At 49.3% G+C, this 20,046-nt stretch carries 18 protein-coding genes; 16 read left to right on the top strand and 2 right to left on the bottom strand.

Features of this window, described 5'->3' with window-relative positions:
* Nucleotides 1-14 precede the first annotated feature (14 nt).
* The 4 genes from DESPCE1_RS0116235 to DESPCE1_RS0116220 are packed head-to-tail and all read left to right on the top strand — an operon-like array spanning nt 15 to nt 2,669.
* Nucleotides 15-347, top strand: coding sequence for an arsenosugar biosynthesis-associated peroxidase-like protein (locus tag DESPCE1_RS0116235; RefSeq protein WP_019851061.1), 333 nt, complete (start codon nt 15-17; stop codon nt 345-347).
* 3 nt (nt 348-350) lie between these two features.
* Nucleotides 351-1,334, top strand: a complete 984-nt coding sequence (gene arsS / locus DESPCE1_RS0116230; RefSeq protein WP_019851060.1) for an arsenosugar biosynthesis radical SAM (seleno)protein ArsS — start codon at nt 351-353, stop codon at nt 1,332-1,334.
* Nucleotides 1,331-2,014: a TIGR04283 family arsenosugar biosynthesis glycosyltransferase gene (locus tag DESPCE1_RS0116225; RefSeq protein WP_019851059.1), complete on the top strand. Its 684-nt coding sequence runs from the start codon at nt 1,331-1,333 to the stop codon at nt 2,012-2,014. The genes arsS and DESPCE1_RS0116225 overlap by 4 nt, the downstream gene beginning before the upstream one ends.
* The gene (locus tag DESPCE1_RS0116220) at nt 2,007-2,669 is read left to right on the top strand and encodes a TIGR04282 family arsenosugar biosynthesis glycosyltransferase (protein ID WP_019851058.1); all 663 of its coding nucleotides are present in this window, start codon (nt 2,007-2,009) and stop codon (nt 2,667-2,669) included. Before DESPCE1_RS0116225 ends, DESPCE1_RS0116220 begins: the two co-directional genes overlap by 8 nt.
* A 106-nt stretch (nt 2,670-2,775) precedes the next feature.
* Here DESPCE1_RS0116220 and DESPCE1_RS0116215 read toward each other — a convergent pair whose 3' ends face one another.
* Both DESPCE1_RS0116215 and DESPCE1_RS0116210 read right to left on the bottom strand, forming a co-directional pair.
* Nucleotides 2,776-4,383, bottom strand: coding sequence for a gamma-glutamyltransferase family protein (locus DESPCE1_RS0116215; RefSeq protein WP_019851057.1), 1,608 nt, complete (start codon nt 4,381-4,383; stop codon nt 2,776-2,778).
* Between the two features lie 257 nt (nt 4,384-4,640).
* Complete coding sequence (locus DESPCE1_RS0116210) at nt 4,641-5,870, bottom strand: solute carrier family 23 protein (protein ID WP_019851056.1); 1,230 nt, start codon at nt 5,868-5,870, stop codon at nt 4,641-4,643.
* 359 nt (nt 5,871-6,229) lie between these two features.
* Between DESPCE1_RS0116210 and DESPCE1_RS0116205 the strand changes: the two genes are divergently transcribed.
* The 12 genes from DESPCE1_RS0116205 (at nt 6,230) to pknB (ending at nt 20,034) form a co-directional block, all read left to right on the top strand.
* Nucleotides 6,230-6,550, top strand: a complete 321-nt coding sequence (locus DESPCE1_RS0116205) for a heavy metal-binding domain-containing protein (RefSeq protein WP_014795079.1) — start codon at nt 6,230-6,232, stop codon at nt 6,548-6,550.
* A gap of 143 nt (nt 6,551-6,693) precedes the next feature.
* Nucleotides 6,694-9,021 (top strand): primosomal protein N', encoded by a 2,328-nt coding sequence (priA, locus tag DESPCE1_RS0116200; protein WP_019851055.1) that lies wholly within the window; start codon nt 6,694-6,696, stop codon nt 9,019-9,021.
* 67 nt (nt 9,022-9,088) lie between these two features.
* On the top strand, nt 9,089-9,541 hold the full coding sequence (gene def / locus DESPCE1_RS0116195; RefSeq protein WP_019851054.1) for a peptide deformylase: 453 nt from the start codon (nt 9,089-9,091) through the stop codon (nt 9,539-9,541).
* 660 nt (nt 9,542-10,201) lie between these two features.
* Nucleotides 10,202-11,134, top strand: coding sequence for a methionyl-tRNA formyltransferase (gene fmt / locus DESPCE1_RS0116190; protein WP_014795076.1), 933 nt, complete (start codon nt 10,202-10,204; stop codon nt 11,132-11,134).
* Nucleotides 11,135-11,148: 14 nt separating this feature from the next.
* Complete coding sequence (gene rsmB, locus DESPCE1_RS0116185) at nt 11,149-12,510, top strand: 16S rRNA (cytosine(967)-C(5))-methyltransferase RsmB (protein ID WP_028305602.1); 1,362 nt, start codon at nt 11,149-11,151, stop codon at nt 12,508-12,510.
* A gap of 14 nt (nt 12,511-12,524) precedes the next feature.
* Entirely contained in the window at nt 12,525-13,616 is a 1,092-nt protein-coding gene (gene rlmN, locus DESPCE1_RS0116180; RefSeq protein WP_014795074.1) for a 23S rRNA (adenine(2503)-C(2))-methyltransferase RlmN, read from the top strand.
* Complete coding sequence (locus DESPCE1_RS0116175; RefSeq protein WP_014795073.1) at nt 13,594-14,397, top strand: FhaA domain-containing protein; 804 nt, start codon at nt 13,594-13,596, stop codon at nt 14,395-14,397. The genes rlmN and DESPCE1_RS0116175 overlap by 23 nt, the downstream gene beginning before the upstream one ends.
* A 45-nt stretch (nt 14,398-14,442) precedes the next feature.
* The gene (locus tag DESPCE1_RS0116170) at nt 14,443-14,892 is read left to right on the top strand and encodes an FHA domain-containing protein (RefSeq protein ID WP_014795072.1); all 450 of its coding nucleotides are present in this window, start codon (nt 14,443-14,445) and stop codon (nt 14,890-14,892) included.
* Nucleotides 14,873-15,592, top strand: coding sequence for a Stp1/IreP family PP2C-type Ser/Thr phosphatase (locus DESPCE1_RS0116165; protein ID WP_014795071.1), 720 nt, complete (start codon nt 14,873-14,875; stop codon nt 15,590-15,592). Before DESPCE1_RS0116170 ends, DESPCE1_RS0116165 begins: the two co-directional genes overlap by 20 nt.
* Before the next feature lie 4 nt (nt 15,593-15,596).
* Nucleotides 15,597-16,883, top strand: coding sequence for an FtsW/RodA/SpoVE family cell cycle protein (locus DESPCE1_RS0116160; RefSeq protein WP_014795070.1), 1,287 nt, complete (start codon nt 15,597-15,599; stop codon nt 16,881-16,883).
* Complete coding sequence (locus DESPCE1_RS0116155; RefSeq protein WP_014795069.1) at nt 16,880-18,298, top strand: penicillin-binding protein 2; 1,419 nt, start codon at nt 16,880-16,882, stop codon at nt 18,296-18,298. The genes DESPCE1_RS0116160 and DESPCE1_RS0116155 overlap by 4 nt, the downstream gene beginning before the upstream one ends.
* Entirely contained in the window at nt 18,295-20,034 is a 1,740-nt protein-coding gene (gene pknB / locus DESPCE1_RS0116150) for a Stk1 family PASTA domain-containing Ser/Thr kinase (RefSeq protein WP_014795068.1), read from the top strand. The genes DESPCE1_RS0116155 and pknB overlap by 4 nt, the downstream gene beginning before the upstream one ends.
* Nucleotides 20,035-20,046: the final 12 nt, after the last annotated feature.

Raw genomic sequence — 20,046 nt, 5'->3', positions numbered from 1 at the left:
AGGAGAAATGCACTATGGCAACCTATTATGAGGCAAAGGATCTGGAGAAATTCGGCACTATGGGGGAGTGCGCCCCCGAGCTATGGGAGAAATTCATGGGCTATTATAGTGCGGTCTTTGCCGAGGGGAACCTGACAGCCAGGGAGAAGTCTCTCATCGCCTTGGCCGTGGCCACAGCTGTCCAGTGCCCCTACTGCATCGACTCCTATACTCAGGACTGCCTGTCCAAGGGGGTCACAGAGGAACAGATGACCGAGGCTATCCATGTGGCCTGCGCTATTCGGGGCGGAGCCAGCCTGGTCCATGGAGTACAGATGAAAAATATCGTGAAGAAATTGGAACTGTAAGCCATGGGTGATGCGAGACTGGAAAGGCTGGACTGCATCCCGGCTTTTGAGACCAAATTTGAGGACAAAGCTCTGATGGATACCGCCGAGCAGCTTTCGGTGCTGCAAATCAACGTAGGAAAGAGGTGTAACCTGGCCTGCAAGCATTGCCACGTGGAGGCCGGACCCAACCGGACCGAGGTGATGAGCCGGGAGGTGATGGAAGCCTGCCTGCGCCTCTTGGATGAGAATTCCTTCGAGACGGTGGACATCACCGGCGGGGCCCCCGAACTCAATCCCCACTTCCGCTGGTTTGTGGGTGAGTGCGCCAAGCGGTGCTCTCATGTTATCGTGCGCACTAACCTGATCATCCTATTGGAAGAAGGGTATACCGACCTGCCGGGATTCTACCGGGATCACCGCGTGAACGTGGTCTGTTCCCTACCCCATTACACCGCCAAGAGCACCGACCGTATGCGGGGAGATCAGGTCTTCCGACGATCCATCGAGGCCATAAAACGGCTGAATGCGGTGGGCTACGGCAAAGACCCGGGGTTAGTCCTTAATCTGGTCCATAACCCGGGCGGGGCCTTTCTACCCCCGTCCCAGACCGCTATGGAGGCGGAATACAAGGAACACCTGCTGCGGGAGTACGGGGTGGTCTTCAACCATCTGTTCACCATTACCAATAACCCCATCGGTCGCTTCGGGGCCTTCCTGGAGCGCTCCGGCAACCTGGAGGACTACATGCTCAAACTCCACGGAGCCTTTAACGCCGGAACCCTGGAGGGCATGATGTGCCGCTTCCAGGTGTCAGTGGGGTGGGACGGCAGGCTCTACAATTGCGACTTTAACCAGGCGGCGGATGTTCCTGCGGCAGGCGGCGCCACGATCTTCGACTGGACGGGCAAGCCCATCGCGAAGCACAAAATTCGCTTTGGAAAACACTGCTACGCCTGTACGGCGGGACAGGGCTCCAGCTGCGGCGGAGCTACGGAAAGGGTATGATCTCCGTTATCATCCCGGTTTATAACGAGGTACATGCCCTGCCCAACCTTTTATCCTCCTTGGATAGACTGGAGGGGGAGTATGAGGTGTTGTTTTCCGACGGGGGGAGCACCGACGGTACTTTGGAGCTGCTGGCGGGCCGCCGAATGATAACCGGGGCCAAAGGGCGGGGGGCCCAGTGTAACCGGGCTGCAGCCGAGGCTCAGGGGGATGTGTTTTTCTTTCTCCACTGTGACAGCACCATCCCTGCCGACGCTCTCTTCCACATTCGGGCTGCTGTGGACAGGGGAGCGAGGTGGGGCTGTCTCACCCTTCGGTTTGACGACACCGGTTTTGCCTACCGGTTCGGGGGGTACATGTCCAACCTGCGGGTGCGCTGGGGGCACATCGCCTTCGGAGATCAGGGGATCTTTATGACCCGCGCCCTTTTTGAGCAAGTAGAGGGCTTTCCGGAGCTGCCTATTATGGAAGATTATGAGCTCTCCCTGCGGCTGAAGGGAATGAAGGTATTTCCGGTGCAGGTAAAGAGCCGGATAATAACCTCATCCCGGCGTTTCCATGAGGGAGGGGTTTTCCGGGTGACTTGGGACATGCAGCGGCTGCGGGCTATGTACCGCCGGGGCGTGGACATCGGGACCATCAGCCAGGCGTATCGCGATGTGAGGAAAAGCAATGAGTAAAGGTGCGCTGATTTTGTTTACGAGGATAACCGTACCGGGCAGGGTGAAGACCAGGCTGATGCCCTTTTTAAGCGGAGCGGAATGTGCCGCCCTGCAGAAGGCCATGACCCTGGACACGGCCCATACCCTTTCCTCCCTGGACCGGGAACTTTTCATCTTTTACTCGGATGAGGGGCCGGTTGGGCTACTGGATGGACTGCCGGAGAAGGCGCACCTGTATCCTCAGGACGGGGCAGATTTGGGAGAACGGATGCACAATGCCCTGGACACTGTACTGGCCCTTGGTCATAAAAATTGCCTGCTTCTGGGCTCCGATCTGCCCCTCCTCGACGCTGAGGACGTGGAAAAAGCGGGCCGAATGCTGGGGGAAAACGATATTGTATTTTGCCCCTCAACCGATGGAGGGTACTGGCTGGTGGGGATGCACACGCCCTTCCGCCCCGTCTTCCAGGGGCAGCGGTACGGCACCGGCAGCGTTCTGACCGACGCTATGGCCTGCTGCGCTGCGCACGGCTTACGTGTAGGATTGGGGCCGGTCCGGCGGGATTTGGATACGCCGGAGGATCTGGCATGGCTCCAGGCGGTGAAGGCCGCCAATCCACAGGCAAAAGGACGGGTTATGGATTGGCTGCAGGCATGGAAGGCCGGTCGATAAGAATCACTAACCTGGATATGTTGCCATAGGTATTTTTCTATAAATAAGAGTGACATCACGCAAAGACGCAAAAAAGCACGGTGTACCCGTGCTTTCTATCTTAGACTTACCAAGCGGCAACAATGCCATCAGTTCGCGGTTCAGTGGCGCCGAATAATACATTGTTTTCATGACGCCAAATGATCTGTCCTCGTCCAAAGAGCCCGGTATTCGCGCTCCACTCGATCTCATGGCCCATACGGCTGAGGCCATCTCCGATATGAAAGGGGAGGGAACGCTCGACCTGAACATGGCGGTCTTTGACCCAAAGGAAACGTGGGGCATCTAAAGCGGCTTGGGGATTCAAATTAAAGTCGATGGTATTCATAAGAACTTGTACATGTCCTTGGGGTTGCATGAATCCTCCCATGACGCCAAAGGGTCCCACTGCTTTTCCATCTTTGGTGAGGAATCCGGGGATAATCGTATGATAGGGGCGTTTACCTGGTTCTAAGAAATTAACATGGTGTGGATCAAGAGAAAAATTATTTCCTCTATTATGCAAGCTAATGCCTGTTCCGGGAACTACGAGTCCTGATCCGAAATCCATATAATTGCTCTGAATCATGGAAACCATGTTGCCTTCATCATCGGCTGTAGCTAAATAAACTGTTCCCCCTTTAGGTGGGGTGCCCGGCTCTGGGAGAAGGGCAGTCTTGCCGATAAGCTTGCGGCGTTCCATGGCATATCCTTCTGAAAGAAGATCGCTGATTTTAACTTCCATGCTCCGAGGATCTGCTATATATTTTCGTCCATCCATATAAGCCAGTTTAATGGCTTCGATCTGCTTATGATAAGTGTCCAGGGTGTCCTTAGCGGAAAATTCAAATCCTTTAAGAATGTTAAGAGCCATGAGGGCTACTAAGCCATGACCATTAGGGGGAATTTCCCAGACATCATAGCCTCTGTAATTTACATTAATGGGATCCACCCAGAGGGGTTGATACTCTTCCAGATCCCTTTTGCGGAGATAGCCGCCGTATTTTTGGGAGAAGGCAACCATCTGATCCGCTAGGTCTCCCTTATAAAAGGCTTGGGCCTTACTTTCAGCAATCTGGGCTAGAGTACGAGCATGGTCAGGGGAACGCCACACCTCGCCGATGAAGGGGGCACGTCCTTGGGGAGCAAAGGTCTTAAACCAGGATTCATACTCTTCCCCCTTGAGATCTTTGGAATATTTCTCGTAAACTATTTGCCAATTCTGACCAAGCACAGGAGAGACAGGATAGCCCTTCTCCGCATAATCTATGGCCGGTTTGAGAACTTCACTCAGAGGCAGCCGGCCAAAGCGTTCCGATAAGGCAGCCCAAGCCGCAGGTGCTCCCGGAACCGTCACGGGAATCCAACCGTATTGGGGCATTTCCTTATGCCCGGCTTTAATGAGATCGTGACCGGAGAGGGAAGCAGGGGCTGTCCCGCTGGCATTCAGTCCATGAAGCTGGCCTTTGGTCCAGACGAGAGCAAAAGCATCGCCGCCGATGCCGTTGGATGTGGGCTCAACCACTGTTAAACAAGCAGCAGTAGCAATGGCCGCATCAATGGCATTTCCGCCCTTTTTAAGGATGTCCAGACCGGCCTGAGCGGCCAGTGCTTGGGAAGTCGCTACCATTCCCCGGTTCGCATAACTTAAGGATCGCTTTGAAGGATAAGGATGATACAAGGGATCGTAAAGCATGATAACCTCCTATTTCTACTATGATTATTACAGGGTAAAGTCTAAGCTCGTTATTCTTAGTGAAAAGGAGCTTATATAGGGGATTGTTGCTTACAGCAAGTTATAGCCCCATCATATCATTGATTAGGAGCTAAGGAAATCCCCTGAGTTTCTTATCATCTGCTGGTGCCGTCAGCAGCATGAAATTCTGAAAGATGAGAAAAAGCACGCCGGCTCAAACCAACGCGCTTTCGTCTTAGTGCTTAATCGTAAATTCCTTAAGCGATTTCTTTTTTATTTTCGGCCGCTTCATCCTTCTCTTCACGGAGAACCAGATTGAGGATAATCCCTGCTAAAGTGGCATAAGCTACACCATGGCTGGAGACTCCGATTCCCACGGCAAAGATGACAGAAGCGATAATTAAGTTCTTGTTCTTAGAGAAATCCACTCGAGCTTCAATCAGGGTGCGAAGACCGGTGACTCCGATCATACCAAAGAGATAAAGGGATACGCCACCCATAACCGCTGTGGGGATGGACATAATCAAAGCCTGAAGAGGATTGACAAAACTCAGGATAATAGCGATAAAGGCTGCTACCCAGATATTGAAAGTGCTATAGACACGGGTGACCGCCAGTACACCGATGTTTTCACCGTAAGTGGTCACCGGAGGGCCGCCTAAGAAGCTGGCGATTCCGGTGGCAAGACCATTACCCAGTAAGACTCGGTTGAATCCTGGCTTCTCGATGGGATCCGAATGGGTGATATTTCCCAGGACAATCATATGACCTAAATCTTCAATAATGGTGACAAAAGCCAGGGGAGCAAACATAAAAAGTGCGGCTTTATCTAAGGCAGGAGCCTGCCAGGTGTCGAAGTTAACCGGGGAGGCAATGATGTCATTAAGAGAAGCCGTCACTCCGGTGAAGTCTACTAAACCGGCAAAGGCAGCGACAATATAGCCGACGACGATTCCGGTGAGAATCGGAATAATCTTTAAGAAACCTTTGGCGTAGATACTCAGAAAAGCGGTAACTGCTAGAGTAAAGATAGCAATATACCAGTTATTGGCGGACATATCAGCAGCTACCGGGGTTAAGCTTAAGCCGATAATAGCGACGACAGGACCGGCGACCACCGGGGGAACGATTTTATGAACCCAGGAACTTCCAAAGTAACTCATAAGTGCAAACAAAAGGACATAAATAATTCCGATGGTAAGGGCGCCGCCCATAGCAGCGGCTAAATTGTTTTGATCCTTAACGAAATAAGTTAAGGAGGCAATGTAAGCAAAGGATGAGCCGAGATAAGCAGGGACTTGACTTTTGGTCAAAAGAAGAAAGACGATGGTTCCAATCCCTGAGGAGAGAAGTGCGATCGCCGGACTTAATCCGGTGAGGAAGGGGACCAGTACTGTGGCTCCGAACATAGCAAAAACATGTTGTAATCCGAGGGGTATCGTTTGGGCAAGAGAGAGTCTTTCATGAATCTGAACTTCTCTAATCATGGATCATCCTCCTTTTAGTTGAAAACAAAAAACCTCTTCCTTGCCCGCAAGCAAGAAAGAGGTGTCCATGCACATAGTTCATGGTACGCCATTTCCTTCTTAGCCTCACGGGACTAATTTAAAGGTCACGGAATATTTACCTTGTTTAGAGCATAGCATAAGTAAAATTAGTTTGGCAAGAGTTTTTTGGGATGATGTTCTTAGAAAGAAGATTAAGTTATTATTTCGTCTATTCTGTAAGTTTACAGACGTAAAATAGCGAAACGAAGAGAATATTAGTCCATAAAAAAGCAGGACTCTTTTTCTTTTCAGAGAATTAATTTCTAATTGAGCTGATATAAACTAGGAGGTATGGTTTTATGATTGTCACAACAACCCCTAATATTGATGGTCGCAAGATTCAAAGCTATCATGGAATTGTCACGGGCGAAGCTATTATGGGTGCTAACATAGTGCGGGATGTGTTTGCAAGCATCACTGATATTATTGGCGGCCGTTCAGGAGCCTATGAAGAAAAACTTCATGATGCTCGTGAAATAGCCCTAAAGGAAATGGAACAAAATGCTGCGCGTATGGGAGCCAACGCTGTGGTCGGTGTGGATATCGACTATGAAGTGGTCGGTCAAAGTGGAAGCATGCTTATGGTGAGCGTCTCAGGAACAGCTGTTACCGTGGTGTGAACGAAGCTATAGTTTGGGATTTTGAGGGATGTTGGAAAAGCCGGCATCCCTTTTTGGATTGTGTTCATTGAGTAAGGTTTTAGGTATTTATCAGCTTTTATGATAAAATTAAGACTTAAGAAAGAATTAAGGAGGCGATGAAAGTGCATTATGCAGAAGTTCTTGTGGATGTGGCCAATCGTCGCCTCGATCAAGTGTTTCACTATCAGATTCCTGAGGGGATATCTCTCAAAAGAGGGATGAGGGTCCTTGTGCCTTTGCAATATCGTCAAGTCCAAGGAGTAGTGGTCCGACTAACGGAGCAGTTACCCCAGGATATGGTCAACCCAACCCTAAAACCTATTTTGGGGATTGTTGACACGACGAATGTAGTGCCTGAAGACCTTATGGATTTGGCTCTGTGGCTGGCGGAGACGACGATCTGCTCCATCGCCCAAAGCCTTCATACCGTTTGGCCCCTTCTTAAGGGTAAGGTGGAAGAGTATGTCCTTCCCCTTGCCTCGCAAGAGGATGAAGATGTTAAGACTTTAAAAATTCTGGATTCTGAGACCTATCAAGCTTTAGCGGTTCTCTTTCGGTCGCGGAATAAGGCCTTGCCCTTAAGTACTTATCTTAAGCGTTCCGGATTATCCAAGACTCAAGTAGAACAACTGGCCAAGCAAGGCTGGATCAAACTGGAGTCCCGCTTTACATCGGGTGTTCCCCGAAGCGTTCAGACTGCTCTTACTTCCAAAGAGAGGGTTTTTAATGGGGTAGAGGATATAGAATCAATGAACGGTACTCCTCATGAGGCCTATGTCAAATTTGATGCTCACAAAGCGTCGGATTGCCGCTGGGAACTCACTCCGGAACAAGCGAAAGTGTGCGGAAAGGTTACCAAGGCACTGGAAAAACAGCGATATGAAACCCTTCTTTTGCATGGGGTAACCGGCAGCGGAAAGACAGAGGTCTATCAGAGGCTGATTGGGGAAGTATTGGCAAAAGGTGGTTCAGCCATTTTACTGGTTCCTGAGATTTCTTTAACTTCTCAGATCGCCCGCTATTTCCAAGAGCAATTCGGAGAGCAGTTAATTGTACTCCACTCAGGATTACAAGTCGGGGAAAAGGCCAAGGCCTGGCAGGATATTCTCCAGGGTAAAATCAGGGTTGTTATTGGGGCCCGTTCAGCGGTTTTTGCTCCTTTGCCTAATTTGCGCCTGATCATATTGGATGAAGAGCATGAGGGCGCTTACCGCCAAGAGGAAAATCCCAAATACCATGCGCGCAATGTGGCCCGTAAACGGATGGAACAACTTCAGGGAGTGGTACTCTTGGGAAGCGCTACCCCTTCCCTGGAAGCCTATGCCGCAGCTCAGACCGGTAAAGTTCCTTTGCTTGTGATGGAAAATCGGGTCAACCAACGTCCCCTTCCTCCTGTAGAAGTAGTGGATATGCGGGAGGAATTGATTAAAGGGAATCGCAGTATGTTTTCCTTCGCCCTTCAGGACAAATTAAAAAGGACTTTGGAGCGGGGAGAACAGTGCATGTTGTTCTTAAACCGCCGCGGTTACTCTACCTTTGTGGTGTGCCGGGAATGTGGTTATGTGATTCGCTGTCATGACTGTGATATAGCTCTGACTTACCACAGTCAAGGCAATATTATGCGTTGTCATTATTGTAATCATGAAGAGATTCCTCCCCGTACTTGCCCCGAATGCGGCAGTCGCTATATTCGTTTTTTTGGGCAAGGGACTCAGCGGGTGGAAGATGAGATTAAAGGGCTTTACCCTGCAGCACGAATCCTCCGTTTGGATTTTGATACCACCCGATCCAAAGATGCCTATGAGGACATCCTGGGAAAATTCCGCCGGCAGGAGGCGGATATTCTTGTGGGTACGCAAATGATGGCCAAGGGGCTTGATTTTCCTAATGTCACTTTAGTGGGAGTTGTGGCAGCTGATCAAATGCTGAATATGCCGGATTTTCGGGCCAGGGAGAGAACCTTCCAGCTCCTAACCCAAGTGGCCGGTCGGGCCGGCCGCAGTCAAAAGCCCGGGCAGGTCGTAATTCAGACCTACGCCCCCGAAGACAGGGCGATTATTCAAGCCTCGCAGCATAATTTTAAGGGATTCTTTTGGGAAGAGATCGGCTATCGGAAGGCGAGAAATTACCCTCCCTTTACTCATGTCATTCGGGTGACCCTTATTCATGAAAAGGAAGAAAGAGTGGTAAAAGGGGCTCATAGCTTAGCAAGCTGTTTAAAACTAGGAATGGTATCCGACGAAAATGGGAATACTTCCCTAGATATTCTCGGCCCTGCTCCGGCTGTGATGCCTCGCCTTAAAAATCACTTTCGCTGGCAGGTCTCGGTCAAAGGAAAATCGATGGATGCATTACGTGAATTCTTGCATGAAGGTGTCCAACGTTTTGCACGAGATTCCATCAGTTCGGGAATTCAACTGAATATCGAAGTGGATCCATTAAGTATGTAAGACACTGTCGAATACTATGGACATGTAATATAATGATGATAAGCGAGAAGAAAGGGGAAATCGTGAAATGGCGATTTATCAGGTTGTAGAAATCGGTTCTGAAGTGTTGCGGGAGAAAGCTGTTCCTGTAAAAGAGATAACACCCAATATTGAAAAGCTTTTAGATAATATGTTGGAGACACTCTATGATGCCAATGGGGTGGGCCTGGCAGCCCCCCAAGTGGGAGTCTCAAAACGTGTCGTCGTCATCGATGTAGGAGAAGGCCCCATGGAATTAATCAATCCTGTCATCATCGAAAAAGAGGGAGAAGACCTTGATGATGAAGGATGCTTAAGCATCCCCGGTGTAACCGGTCAGGTAGCCCGGGCAGCCAAAGTCAAAGTAGAAGCTCTCAATCGCAAGGGAGAACTCCAGGTCATTGAAGGGGAAGGGCTCTTGGCCCGCTGCCTGCAGCATGAAATCGACCATTTGGAAGGGATACTCTTCGTCGACAAAGCGAAGAAAACCTATCGCAGGTAAATACTCCTTGGAGGATACTGGAGGAGCCTTTCACGCTGCTGATAGTGAATGAAAAGCTTGCTCGGGTCGTGTAGCTTTACGCACATCGCTTACTCAATAGCTCCTGGGCTGGTCAACTCACTTTCTTAACAGCCGAGCCAAACCTCTGGGTAATACCTGATGTGAACCGGTGGCTCGACTAAGTTAAGAAAGCCTCGTTAACCTGACCGCCCCTCCGCTAAAACCGTTCGCTCTTGTGCGTAAAGCTACACTTGCGGGTCATTGGGGTTACTATTTTAGTCTTTTTTCAGGCCTTTATTAAAATAGCCTTCGAAAAACTTCCTGAAAACATCCTGAAAAGATGCCAAAAAAGATACTTGAAAGACCACCCAAGGATTTTGCCTTACAAGAGTAAGCGAATTTAAGCGAGCGGAAACAAAACTTCGCGAAAAGCACGCAGCGGAGTCGGGTTGGAAACAGGACGTTTCCAACCCTGCTATGAGGCAGGAGCCGATTTAGCAGGGTCCCCGATGGAGCGGAGTGCTTGAGCGTTAGTTTTGTCCGCGCAGCTTATGGAGCGAACGGCGTAAAGCAAAATCCTGGAGAATTAGCTTTCAAATTATAAACTTTAGAACGACTTGAAACCTTCGAACTTTCAATACATAGTTAGGAGCAATCACTATGCGACTCGTTTTCATGGGAACGCCGGACTTCGCCGTTCCAACCCTCCAAGCCCTAGCGGCTCACGGTCACGACGTGGTGGGAGTTTTTACCCAGCCGGATCGTCCTTCCGGCCGGGGAAAGAACCTGAAGCCCAGCCCGGTTAAAGTAGCCGCCCAAAGCCTGGGGCTTGCTGTTTATCAGCCTCACAAAGTAAAAAGCCCCGAGGGCCTGGAATCCTTGAAGGAACTGGCCCCGGAGGTCATCATCGTGGTGGCCTATGGACAAATATTATCCAAAGAAATTTTAGAATTGCCCCTTTACGGCTGCATCAATGTCCATGCCTCCCTTTTGCCGGATTGGCGCGGTGCCGCACCCATTCATTGGTCTGTCCTTGAGGGAGATCAAAAGACCGGCGTTACGACTATGCAGATGGATGAAGGGCTGGACACGGGGGATATGCTCCTAAAGGCCGAGCATCCGATTGGAGAGGATACCACCACCGGGGAACTTCATGACGCTCTGGCTCAAGCCGGCGCTCAGCTTTTAATCACTACTTTGGAGCAGCTCCAAAAGGGAGAATTGCCCAGAACACCTCAAAAGGGGCCCGTACGTTATGCCTCCCTGCTCACCCGGGAGCACGAGAAGATCAACTGGGCGCGCGGTGCTCAAGCTATTCATAATCAAATTCGCGGACTGAATCCTTGGCCCGGTTCCTATACTACCTTTAGAGGAGAAACGGTCAAAGTATGGAAGTCAACCGTCTCTGCAGAAGAAAAAGGATATGATTTTAAACTGGGTGAAATTATAGAATGTAACTCTCAGGGCCTGCTCGTTCAGACCGGGGAAGGGTTGATCCGGATTACTGAGGTGCAGCCTGCAGGGAAGAAGCCCATGCCGGCCCGGGACTTTTTCTTAGGTCGTCATGGACAGGTGGGAGAGGGTTTCTCGTGAAGGATGGACAAAGGATGAATAAAATGACCGCGAGAGCCTTGGCTGTACAGATTCTCCAGCGTATAGAGGAAGAAAAAGCTTATGCCAATCTGGTAATGCAAAAGTCTCTTCACGATTTAAACGATCCTCGAGAACGTCAATTGACCACTCTCCTGGTCAATGGGACTTTAAAAAGTCGCCTCACCCTGGATTATGCTTTAAGGCGTCACCTTCGCAAACCTTTATCTCAATTACCCCATGAGGTACGTTGGATTCTCAGAATCAGTACCTTTCAAATTCTCTACCTTTCTAGGATTCCCGAAGCTGTGGCCATCAACGAAGGAGTAGAATTGACCAAAAAGCATCAGGGCAAGTACACATCCTTAGTGAACAGTGTATTACGGAGAGTTTTCGAAAGCAGTTGGGATATTTCCTGGCCTAGCAAGGAGAGGGAGCCCATACGTTATCTCTCCCTGCGCTATTCTCATCCCGAGTGGATGGTGAAGCGCTGGTTGAAACGATATGGGATGACAGATACTGAAGCCTTATGCCAAGCCAATAATGAGCCCGCACCTGTTTGGATCCGTACCAATACCCTGAAGATTTCTCGAGAAGGCTTACAAGAAAGGCTGGAGAGAGAAGGCGTAAAGGTGACCCTTGGGGAACGGGTTCCGGAAAGCCTGGTAATAGAAGAATTCGGATCCCTGGATAAACTGCCCAGCTTTCAAGAAGGGCTCTTTACCGTTCAGGATGAAAGCTCTCAATTGATTGCCCATGTTTTGAATCCCCAAGCCGGGCAAAAGGTTTTGGATGCCTGCGGTGCCCCGGGAGGGAAAACCACCCACCTGGCCCAAAGGATGGAGAATAGGGGCGAAATTCTCGCTTTTGATATCCATCCCCATAAGGTGAAACTTATCGAGGATCTGTCCGCACGCCTGGGAATTACTATCATTCACCCCCAGGCAGGGGATGCCCGGGAACTGGCAGGGGTAGAGGATTCTTCCTACCATAAAGTGTTGGTGGATGCGCCTTGTTCAGGGCTTGGGGTAATTCGTCGCCGGGCAGATATGCGCTGGAATAAGGAAGAGGAAGAAATTAAGGCCTTACCTGAGTTGCAATTAGCACTATTGGAGAGGGCGGCTCAATGCGTTGCTCTAGGTGGAGAGCTAGTCTATTCTACCTGTACTATTGAGCCTGAGGAAAATTTCGAAGTGGTTAAGGCTTTTCGTGCCAAATACCCCGAGTTTACTCCCGTTAATCTCGCCGAGGATTTTCCTTATTCCTTAAAATCTGAACAAGATATTAAACAAGCCGCCAAGGGGTTTCTGCAGATTTTGCCCCATAAACAGGGTATGGATGGCTTTTTCTTAGCGAAATTTCGCCGAGGTGAAGTTTAGGTGGAAAGATTTGGGTGAATACTATGAAGAGAATGGATTGCCGAGATTTGAATCAAAGGGAATTAACCCGGCATTGTGTAGAGCTGGGACTGCCGGAATTCCGGGGACGCCAAGTGTTTCAATGGGTCCAGCAGAAAGCTGTTCAAGACTGGGAAGAGATCAGGAACATCGGAGCAGGGGATCGGCAAAAGCTGCAAGAAGGCCTCTTCCTACAACCTTTGAGGAAAGTCAAGGAACAGATCTCTCAAGATGGTACTCGAAAATTCCTCTTCCGTTGTACTGATGGCGAAACTATCGAGTGTGTGTTGATGGACTATGATCGTCGGAAGAACAGAGATCGCCACACGGTCTGCGTTTCTACCCAGATCGGTTGCGCTGTGGGCTGTGCCTTCTGTGCTACCGGACTAGGGGGATTGCGGAGAAACTTAAGCCCTGGGGAGATCTTGGGTCAGGTTTTGGACATCACCTACATCATGCGTCAAGAGGATCCGGATTTTCAGGTCACGAATATTGTCTTTATGGGCATGGGAGAGCCTTTATTAAATTATGATGCGGTCCTCAAAGCCATCGAACTGCTAAATGATCGGTCGGGTCAAGGGATTGGGATGAGACGAATGACCATCTCCACCAGCGGGGTAGCACCAAAAATCCGGCAACTGGCCAAAGATAACCCTCAAGTAGGGTTGGCGGTTTCTCTGCATAGTGCCTATGACAAGACTCGGGATCAACTCATTCCTATGAATCGCAGGTATCCTTTAGCAGAACTTATGGAAGCCTGTGAAGAATATACTCATTTGACGAACCGTCGCATCACTTTCGAGATGGCCTTAATTTCCGGTCAGGCGACCCCGGAAGCCGCTGAAGAAGCAGGACATCTCTTAAAAGGACAATTAGCCCATGTGAATCTCATTCCGGTCAATCCTGTAGCAGGAACTGGAATGGCCCGGCCTACTCCCAAGGAGATTCAGAAGTTTGCTCAGATTTTAGAGAGTATGGGAATCCCCGTTTCTGTTCGTGAAGAAAAAGGAACGGATATCGATGCAGCCTGCGGCCAATTAAGACGGCAATTGGAGTGTGAGCAAAATGAACCTACTGGCCCGTTTTGAAGAAGTAGCTGAAAGTTTGTTTACGGGTATGTTTAAAAAGAATAATAATTCCCGACTGCAACCTGTTGAATTGGCTAAAGAACTGGTTCGCATCATGCAGAAAAACAAGCAGGTGAGCATTTCCCAAGTCTATGTGCCCAATGTCTATCGGGTTTTTCTCCACTCCAATGATTGGAGTCCTTTTGCTAATTTTGGGGATGCTTTTTTGATTGAGCTTTCCAAATATCTGTATGCAGAGGGAAAGAAAAGTGGCTTTACTTTTTTAAGTAAGCCCTCGATCGAACTCCACTCCGATGATACAGTGAAACCCCATGAAATGTTCATTGAAGTGGATTTTGACGATTCCATCGAGGTCTTTTGGGAAGACGATGACGAGTACGAAGAAGAGTCTCAGGAATCCAGCGAGTCTTCGGATTGGCGGGATCAGACCAATATCTTTCAAGGGGAGCTTCCTTATGATCTCCGAAATTCCTATGAACAGAGCAGGAAAATTCGTTATGTCCTCGAAATAATTCAGGGACCGGACTCTGGAAAAACTTTCCCTTTGGAGGAAGAGAACATCCATATCGGACGGCATGGTCAATGTGAAATCGTCTTGCAGGACCCTGAGGTATCGCGGAGGCATCTCAAGCTCAGCGGCGGAGGAGAAGACTGGGTGATTGATGACTTAGGCAGTACCAATGGAACTTGGCTTAATGGGCAGAGGATTGCTAAGCAAAAAATAGGCTTAGGGGACCGGGTTGAAATAGGGCAAACGGTCTTCATCCTACGCCACCGATAAACTGCCTGCTTTAGGAATAGAGGTTAGTAGAGCGCGGAGGTTTCTATGCAAGGAATTTTAGTACTGGGAAGGATACTTTTCATTGGATTAATTTATCTCTTTCTTTTTCGTATTCTTACGGCCTTATTAGCGGATTTGCAGGTTAAGGGGTTAATTCGCAAGGGGGAAAAGGATTTTGGGCGCTTTGAAGTGCTCTCAGGGGGAGAGCACTTGCCTAAAGGCCGTGTGTTTCGAATTGACCAAAAAGGCCTGAAAATAGGCCGTGGGAAGAATAACGATGTGGTTTTAGCCGATCACTTCGCTTCCATGGACCATGTCCTGGTACGTCATCATAAAGGGGTGACGACCCTGGAGGATTTAGGAAGCACCAACGGAACCTGGGTCAATGGAGAGCGGATCTACTCCCCGGTTCAACTGGTTGCTGGAGATTATGTGAAAATTGGAAGTATTACCTTCCAATATTCGAGGTGGCAAAATGAGAGTTCTAAGCTTTAGTGAAACAGGCTGTGTGCGCAAAAATAACGAGGATGCCTACCTGATTCTGCCGGAGTACGGCGTGTATGCAGTAGCCGACGGTATGGGAGGGCATCTTGCGGGAGAAGTAGCAGCACGGACAGCACTTGATGAATTGACCAAGAGTGCTCCACATTTAGTGGACCAAGGGGATGACGAGTTGGAGAATCAAGTCAGGGAGATTTTGATTCGAGCCAACCGGGAAGTGTATATGAGCTCTACCCGGAACCCTGCTACTGAAGGAATGGGCACGACTTTGACGGTCCTGGTCTTTAGAGAAAGTAAGGTCGTCCTTGCCCATGTAGGGGATAGTAGAGCCTATGTATGGCGCAATGAGCAATTGGTTCAGCTGACCCGTGATCACTCTTTAGTGAGTGAGCTGGTCCGTCTGGGACAGATTTCTTCGGAAGAGGCGGATAGCCATCCCAAGCGCCATATGCTGGTAAGAGCGGTGGGAGCCGGATGGGACGTAGAGGTTGACTCCCAATCCCTGGACTTTCAGGCGGGAGATGTCTTTTTTCTCTGTACGGATGGGGTATCCAATGTGATGAGTGATCGGGAGTTAGAAGAGGAGTTCTTGCAGAAATGTTCGTGGGAAGAGCACCTGGAGCGCATTTATCAGCTGATCATAGAACGAGGTGCACCCGATAATTTTACAGCGCTATGCTGTATTGCGGAGTGACAAAATGAAAAGGGTCTGGATATTACGTTTATTAATCTTAAGTGTCCTCTGGGTCGGATTGGGTGTCTTGACCTTAGATGGTAAAACCAACGAGCAAATCCTTTGGCAGGCAGGGGTTTTTTCACTGTTGCTCTTAATCGGTGCAGCTTTGGAAAAGCTTGTGGCCTATAAAGGGGATCCCTACCTGTTGCCGACAGTTCAGCTTATTCTCGTGATTGGACTGGTCTTTATAACGCGAATACGGCCGGCCTCTGCCTTGAAACAATTCTGGTGGGCTTGTCTGGGGCTGTTTATTTTTTATTGCGTTCTCTATGCCCTGCGGGATTATCGAGCCTTAGGGCGTTTTCGTTATCTTTCTGGTTTAGGCGCTGTGGTCCTGTTACTGATCACCCTGCTTTTTGGGATTACCCAAGGGGGAGCAACCAGTTGGCTGCATATCGGGGGCATGAGCTTTGAATCAGAGGAATTAGTTAAGGTGGCTATGCTCATCTTCTTCGCTTCGTATTTGAGTGAGCATGAGGAGGTTCTGCGGGTTGGGACAGTACAAATCGGCCGGCTTTCTTTGCCGGACTGGCGGACCCTTGGACCCTTTTTGGTCATGGGAGGATTTTCTCTCCTCTTGTTAGCCGCTCAAAAGAGTTTAGGTACAGCCCTGGTGTTCTATTCCCTGTATATGTTGGTTCTCTATGTGGTGACAGAGCGGGTCCTTTATCTCGGTGTTGCTCTGCCTGTCTTCTTATGTACAGGAACTTTAGGATATTTTCTTTTTGGGCATGTTCGAGTTCGTGTTGCCACCTGGCTCAATCCCTGGAGTGATCCCAGTGGTGGAGGATATCAAATTGCTCAATCCCTCTTTGCCATTGCCGGAGGGAAGATTCTGGGGACCGGCCTGGGCAATGGTATCGGAGCTTCTCAGGTGCCTGCTGCCAGCACGGATTTTATTTTTTCCATCATTGCGGAAGAACTTGGATTTGCCGGTGCTATGGCCTTATTGGTGCTCTTTTTGGTAGTGGTTTTGCGGGCATTTCATATTAGTATTCAAGCGACAGACCGCTTTGGCCAGATTTTAGCGGCAGGTATCGGAATTCTGGTGGGGACGGAAGCCATCATTATCCTGGCCGGAGTCACCAAGCTCTTGCCTTTAACGGGAATCCCCCTGCCTTGGGTTAGTTATGGAGGGAGCTCCCTGCTTATTCATTTTTTGCTTCTCGGAATTTTAGCCAATATTTCTCATGCGGAAGCGACAGGTCCTTCGCATATCAAGAATAAGGGAAGGGAGTATGCCGCATGAAAAAGGGCTTAAGAAATGTAGCCATAGGATTCTCCTTAAGCATCATTGGCCTAAGCTTTGGTCTTGTCTATTGGCAAGTGGTACGTTCGACGGAATTGATGGATAACCCTGCCAATCGCCGGCTTATTCTTATGGAGCAGCGGGTGGTTAGGGGAGGAATTTTCGACAGAAATGGCGAAGTATTGGCTCAGACTGAAGTGAATGAAGACAAAAAAACTCGAATTTACCCTAAAGGTGAAGCTTTAGAGCCCCTTATAGGTTATGCGACTCTGCTCCGTGGTTCGGCCGGATTGGAGGCTTATCTCGGAGATTGGCTTTTAGGGATCAAAGATGCTACGGCACAACAGACCCTGGAGCAGGTATTCCAGCTTCCCCGCCGGGGCAATGATGTGGTCCTTACTTTGGATTATGGTTTGCAAAAGATTGCCTATGAAGGCTTAAAAGGAAAGATTGGTTCGGCGGTGGCCATCAACCCTCGCAATGGGGAAGTCCTGGCCCTAGTCAGTCAGCCGAGTTTTGACGGAAATAAAATAGATGAGAACTGGGAGAACATCAGTAAGAATCCGGGGAGTCCCTTTTTAAATCATGCCTTTGCTCTTTATACACCAGGGTCCACTTTAAAGGTCATGACTTCTGCGGCACTCCTGCGGGCAGGAATCGATACAAGCGATCTCTATCATTGTACAGGTACAGCGGTGATCAATGGACAAGTGATCCGTGAACAAAATGACAAAGCCCATGGCTGGGTGAATTATAACCTCGCTTTGGCTGAGTCCTGCAATACCTATTTTGCATCCTTTGGTGTGGAAGCGGGAGATAAGGTTTTTCTGGAAGCGGCCAAATCCTTCGGGTTTGGCCAGGAGATACCTTTCGAATTGCCGGTGAAGCGCAGTACCTTGACCAATGAAGAAGCGGTGCCTCACCGCATGGATGATAATCTGCTGGCGGCCAGTGCTTTCGGGCAGGGAGAAGTCTTGGTTTCACCCTTCCATATGGCCCTGATTACAGCAGGCATCGCCAACGAAGGGGTGATTATGAAACCCCACATTGTGGAACAGGTGATGGATGAGGACCAGAATGTACTCTATAGGAAGAAACCCGAGCCCTGGTTAACCCCTCTCTCTTCTCAAGAAGCGGAAAGGATTAAAAGTGCCATGATCACGGCTGTTAATGAGGGGACAGCGGCTCCTGGCGGAATTGTTGGGTTTCAGGTAGCCGCCAAAACGGGTTCGGCTGAACCGGGAGGAAATGTTAGGACCCATGCTTGGTATATTGCTTTTGCTCCGGCGGAACATCCCCAGATCGCTGTAGCAGTCCTTGTCGAGAATGGGGGTACCGGGGGAGGGGCTTCAGCGCCTATTGCCCGAGCAATCATTGAGACCGCATTAAGGCAGAAAGCAGGTGATAACTCGTGAGCAAAATTTTGAGTAATCGCTATGAAATAATCGAAAAAATAGGATCCGGTGGCATGGCCATTGTCTACAAAGCTAAGGATCTTTTATTGAACAGGATCGTCACCATTAAAATTCTCCGTGAGCAATTTACGGCAGATGAGGAATTCGTTCGCCGTTTTCGGAGAGAGGCACAGTCGGCAGCCAGTTTGTCCCATACCAATATCGTATCCATCTATGATGTAGGCAAGGATGGAGAGACGGAATACATCGTCATGGAGTATATTGAAGGGCAGAACCTGAAGGATATTATTCGCAATTATGCGCCCTTATCCACAGAACAGACTTTGGATCTGGGCATGCAGATTGCTGAAGCCATTCGTCATGCCCATGAGCATCATATCATTCATCGGGATATTAAACCTCATAATATTCTTGTTACAGAGGATGGACGGATTAAGGTCACGGATTTTGGAATTGCCCGGGCTGTTTCAGCGGCAACCATGACCCATACTGGAGATATTGTAGGTTCGGTCCATTATCTTTCACCGGAACAGGCCAGGGGAGTTCAGACCAATGAGCAATCCGATGTTTATTCCCTAGGGATTATTCTCTATGAACTTTTGACGGGCAAGGTGCCTTATGATGGGGAGACCCCGATTTCCATTGCCCTCAAGCATTTGCAGGAATTAGCCGTCCCTCCCAGCAAGCTGAACGCCAGGGTCAGCCCTGCTCTAGAGAATCTGGTGATGAGAGCCATTGCCAAATCTCCGGATCAGCGTTATGCCACGGCCAAAGATTTATTGCAGGATCTTCGCAAAGTTCAGGCCGGCTTGCCTGTGGACAAGACAGTCGATGAGGACCAGGACTTGGAAAGCACCCGGGTTCATCGCTCCTTAAGCGCGGGGGTGAACTCCGCTTTAGCTTCCGAGGAAAAAGAAGCAGGCCGGAAAAAAACCAAGGTCCCACTATTTCGTAAACGCTGGCCATGGGTAGCTTTGCTTGCCTTTGTCCTGATCATGGGGGGAGGCTGGGCTGTTTTCTCGCAATGGTTTAATGTAGGGACCACCACAGTTCCTCCGTTGGTGGGAAAAACAATTCAGGATGCAGCTTATTTTGCTGAACGAAACGGTTTATACTTAGACCCGAACACTCAGGAAGAATACAATGATGAAGTGGAGAAGGGGAAGATTACGCGCACTGACCCTGAAGAGGGTGCCGTTGTAAAAAAAGAACGGGGCATCAAGGTCTGGGTGAGCTTAGGCTCTAAGCCGGTGATATTCCCCAATTTTAAAACCGGAAACACCACTCGGGAAGCGGCCCTTAATACTTTAGAAAGTATGGGTTTCAAAAAAGAAAACATCTCTGTCCAGGAGGATCAAAACTCTTCCCAGCCGAAAGATATTGTGGTGGGGCAGGATCCTGCTCCCGGTGTAGAATGGTTTAAAAATGGTTTAGTCAGCTTAACCGTCAGCGCTGGAAAAGTGGACAAACCGACGCCTTTGCCCAGCGTTATTGGACAATCATCGGATCACGCTCAAGCGATTTTAAAGCAATATGAATTGGTCGTGGTATTGGGAGATAGTGTGAATTCTACCGAATACCCCCCGGATGTGGTGATGGATACTGTTCCGAGACCGGGTGAACTGGTTAATAAAGGGGATACCGTCAAGATCATCATCTCCCGGGGCCCGGGGCCGATAGCCTTTAATCCAGTCGTTTTGGGTCATGTAGCCAAGCTGGATAAATTTAATCCATAGATGTAGTAAAAA

The sequence above is a fragment of the Desulfitobacterium sp. PCE1 genome (assembly GCF_000384015.1).
Classification (GTDB): domain Bacteria; phylum Bacillota; class Desulfitobacteriia; order Desulfitobacteriales; family Desulfitobacteriaceae; genus Desulfitobacterium; species Desulfitobacterium dehalogenans.
This window is presented reverse-complemented; position numbering and strand designations above follow the sequence as displayed.